Origin of the sequence: Thermosynechococcus sp. OHK43 (assembly GCF_014466085.1) — a bacterium.
Taxonomy (GTDB): domain Bacteria; phylum Cyanobacteriota; class Cyanobacteriia; order Thermosynechococcales; family Thermosynechococcaceae; genus Thermosynechococcus.
In genome coordinates, this window is the sequence record NZ_JACOMP010000211.1 from 1 (window position 1) to 3,299 (window position 3,299).

General features: G+C 54.1%; 6 protein-coding genes. 4 read left to right on the forward strand and 2 right to left on the reverse strand.

The window, feature by feature from the left end:
- The 4 genes from H8Q75_RS08960 to H8Q75_RS08975 all read left to right on the forward strand — a co-directional run.
- A partial coding sequence (locus H8Q75_RS08960; protein WP_297041196.1) for a hypothetical protein occupies positions 1-399 on the forward strand: 399 nt, incomplete at its 5' end.
- Between the two features lie 274 nt (positions 400-673).
- Positions 674-1,135: a pentapeptide repeat-containing protein gene (locus H8Q75_RS08965; RefSeq protein WP_297041198.1), complete on the forward strand. Its 462-nt coding sequence runs from the start codon at positions 674-676 to the stop codon at positions 1,133-1,135.
- A gap of 3 nt (positions 1,136-1,138) precedes the next feature.
- Positions 1,139-1,291: a hypothetical protein gene (locus H8Q75_RS08970; protein ID WP_157869728.1), complete on the forward strand. Its 153-nt coding sequence runs from the start codon at positions 1,139-1,141 to the stop codon at positions 1,289-1,291.
- A 58-nt stretch (positions 1,292-1,349) separates the two neighbouring features.
- Positions 1,350-2,360: an Era-like GTP-binding protein gene (locus H8Q75_RS08975; RefSeq protein ID WP_297041201.1), complete on the forward strand. Its 1,011-nt coding sequence runs from the start codon at positions 1,350-1,352 to the stop codon at positions 2,358-2,360.
- Here the strand turns inward: H8Q75_RS08975 and dcd are convergent.
- Positions 2,327-2,908, reverse strand: a complete 582-nt coding sequence (dcd, locus tag H8Q75_RS08980; RefSeq protein WP_041429276.1) for a dCTP deaminase — start codon at positions 2,906-2,908, stop codon at positions 2,327-2,329. The two genes, H8Q75_RS08975 and dcd, sit on opposite strands and share 34 nt — an antisense overlap.
- A gap of 69 nt (positions 2,909-2,977) precedes the next feature.
- The coding region (locus H8Q75_RS08985; RefSeq protein ID WP_297041204.1) for a hypothetical protein at positions 2,978-3,299 on the reverse strand (322 nt) is incomplete at its 5' end.

The following is a 3,299-nucleotide window of genomic DNA, read 5'->3' on the forward strand; positions in this document are numbered from 1 at the left end:
GAGGACATCATTGCGTGGTGTAAGTTGGCTCTCGATCACGCCGTGGCTCATGCCAAGATCGTTACCGCCGTGTACAACCTCGACGCAGTGAACCGAACAGATGGCGTACGTGAAACACGGCCACCCGATTCTTTGCGATTCCTAGCGAGTCTTTTGCAAGAGGAGGCCCTAGCTGAAAAACACAAAAGTATCGCTCACCTTTTTGAGCACATTGCGTTTTCCACCGCTGTGAGTTCTGTGATGAACGGTGATCGTGTTGGTTTCCACGCCATTCAGCATTTGGTCTGGAGGACTGGTCGCTATAAGGTTGCACTGGCTTTGTTACCCTTATCAGTCACACCGTCAACGGTTCTGCGATGGGCACGCCGCTGGCGTCACAGGCCTGAGAAGGGTGCCTGAGGTGTGCGGCCTGACAGGCTTCTGGGCCGTAGCGCGTTTGCCTGATCCCCTTGCCCCCACCGCCCGCCGCATGGCGGACACCCTTACCCACCGCGGCCCGGACGATGCCGGGGTGTGGGTGGATAGAGTTGGAAAGCTAGTGAGGAGGGTTGCACCAGTAACTAGTGCTCTCTTGCTTCATCCTGTAAAATAAATGGGCAAGAAGACTGCAGAGAAGTATTGTGAAGTCTATCTGACTTGTAACCTATAGATTAGATGCTCTTGGGAAGTTGTAATGGCCGCTAAGGGTGCTTTGGTCTTTTTATTGCTCCTTTTAGGTGCTCCGGCTTGGGCTACCAATCCCGCTGATTTAGAACAACTGCGGCGCACGGGTAGCTGCCCCAAGTGCGATCTGAGCTATGCCCGCTTACGGGGATGGAATCTTCAAGGGGCCGATCTGCGGGGAGCTAATCTCAACGCTGCCAATCTGCGCAGTGCCAACCTGATGGGGGCTGATCTGAGTGGCGCTATCCTTAACAATGCTGATTTAACGAAAGCCAATCTCACAAATGCCAAGCTCACAGGCGCCAGTCTCCTTATCACGCGCTTGGATCGAGCAATTCTTGTGGGGGCACACTTGGTAGATGGGATTCTAGGGGGGCGCGATCGCTTGGCACAGGTGAAAACATTCCGCAATGCCACGTTGCCCAACGGTCAAAAAGCATTCTTTTTGGAAGAACCAACCCGCGGTCGCTAGTCTATGGAAATTGCCCTTGTTAGTTTTATTGTCCTGTTTGTGCTCACAGAAATGGTGCTGCACCTGCGGCAGTGGGTGATGCCCTTGCCAGTCGTCTTAATTGCTGCGGCTGCCCTTGTGGTGGCTTCCAATTGGCCCCTGTTTCGCCGTGAGTAGCTCAGCCGTTCTGGACCTGGCTGCTAAATGCTTAGGGGAACTCTTAGGGTGGCATCAGGTGCATCATCCGCACCTAGCTGCCCACTGGCAGGCTCTCTATGGGTTGCGCGATCGCCTGCACCAGCCTGCATGGCACATTGTTGTCCTTGGCCAAGTGGGGCGGGGCAAGTCTGCACTTTTGAATGCCCTCTATGGCGAAGCTATTTTTCCCGTGGGCGCTATCCATGGCACCACCCAATGGCCGCGCACCGTTCGCTGGCACTGTCAAGATCAAATCGTTGATCTCACAGATACTCCCGGGCTGGATGAAGTGGCGGGTAGTGACCGCGAAAGCATGACATGGAGTGCCGTTGAGACTGCTGATCTTGTCCTTTTTGTGACCCAAGACAGCTTCACCCCCGTTGAATGCCAAGCCCGCGATCGCCTGCGCACCCTTAGGATTCCCCACAAGCTCATTCTCGCCAAGGCGGATCTCTACCCACCAATGGCTGAAGGTATTGCCGTGAGCAGCACAACGGGTCAGGGAATTCCAGAACTGCGACAGCTACTTCAACAGTGGCTACAACAGGAGGCTCCTCAAGCCCGTGCTCTACGAATTCTCCACCAAGCCAGTCAAGTTGAACAGAGCCTCGGGGCAGCTCTTGGCCCCCAAGACACGTCGGCATGGTCTTGGTTAACCGCACAGATGGTGGCTAGCCTACTGCTGCCGGGGGGATTTTTCGATGTGGTGCTGGCCATGATCAGTACCCTTGCTTATATCCGCAAAGCGTGCCAAGCCTACGGCGTGCCTTTTCCCCTGCCGGCTTTTGGGAGTCTGAGTCAGTTTGTCTTGCTGTGGTATGCGGCGATTTATCTCACCAGTTGGCCAGGCTTAACCTTCGGCACTGACCTCTGGGGAGTCAATACCAATGTTGTTCTACAGGGGGGAGTGATCTTCTGGGGTTACCAACAGATTCGCCGCCGGCTCGACCCCTATCTTCAGCAGGGCTATCAGTGGGGACACCATGGACCCCAACGACTGTTGCAGCAACTCACTCAAACCCGCGCCAATGTAACGGCCTCTGGCTGATCTTGGTATTTGCCCCGCCGTGTTTCATAACTCACATCACAGGGTTCACCTTCAAAAAAGAGCAACTGCACAACTCCCTCATTGGCATAGATACGGCAATCGGCACTGGAGGAATTCGAAAATTCTAAGGTCAGATGGCCTCGCCAGCCCGCTTCTGCCGGTGTCAAGTTGGCGATAATTCCCGCCCGTGCATAGGAACTTTTACCAATACACAGAACCGTGACATTTTCGGGTACCTGTAGCCGTTCTAGGGCGACCCCAAGGCCGTAGGAATGGGCGGGCAAAATAAAAAACATGCCATTGGCATCCTCATGGAGGGGGGCAAATTCTAAATTGGCAGGGTTAAAGTTCTTTGGATCCACCACTGTCCCGGGCACATGGCGAAAGATACGAAACTCCTTGGGGCTGAGGCGAATATCGTAACCGTAGGAAGAAAGACCAAAACTAATCACGGGCTGCTCAGCCACCCGCCGCACTAATGTTGGCTCAAAGGGCTGAATCATGCCTTGGACAGCCATGGCCCGAATCCAAACGTCATTTTTAATCATTCCGCTGCCGCAACCGCACAAACCACCCATGATGTATATTACAGCCCTTTTCCCATGAATAGAACCCACTCAAGACTCGAGGCGCTTTGCTTGGCGCTGACCCCAGCGATAGCCTAATTCAAACCAAATGAGGGAATTGACGAAGTAGATCGCAGCTACAGTGAACCATTGCCCTATCTCATCCACCTCTGGCCAAAGCCACGGCAATAGAACAAACCCAAGGGCGAGACTCACTAGGAAGCCAAGACCCGTACCCCCTGCGATCGCCCACACGATGAACAAGCCACCCAGTTCTAGGCTGTTGGGCAACTGGCGGCGAAATAGCCAAAAATAAAACTGGATGAGGTAGAGATGGGGCCATGTCAGCAGGACAATAACCGCCAGCAAGAGA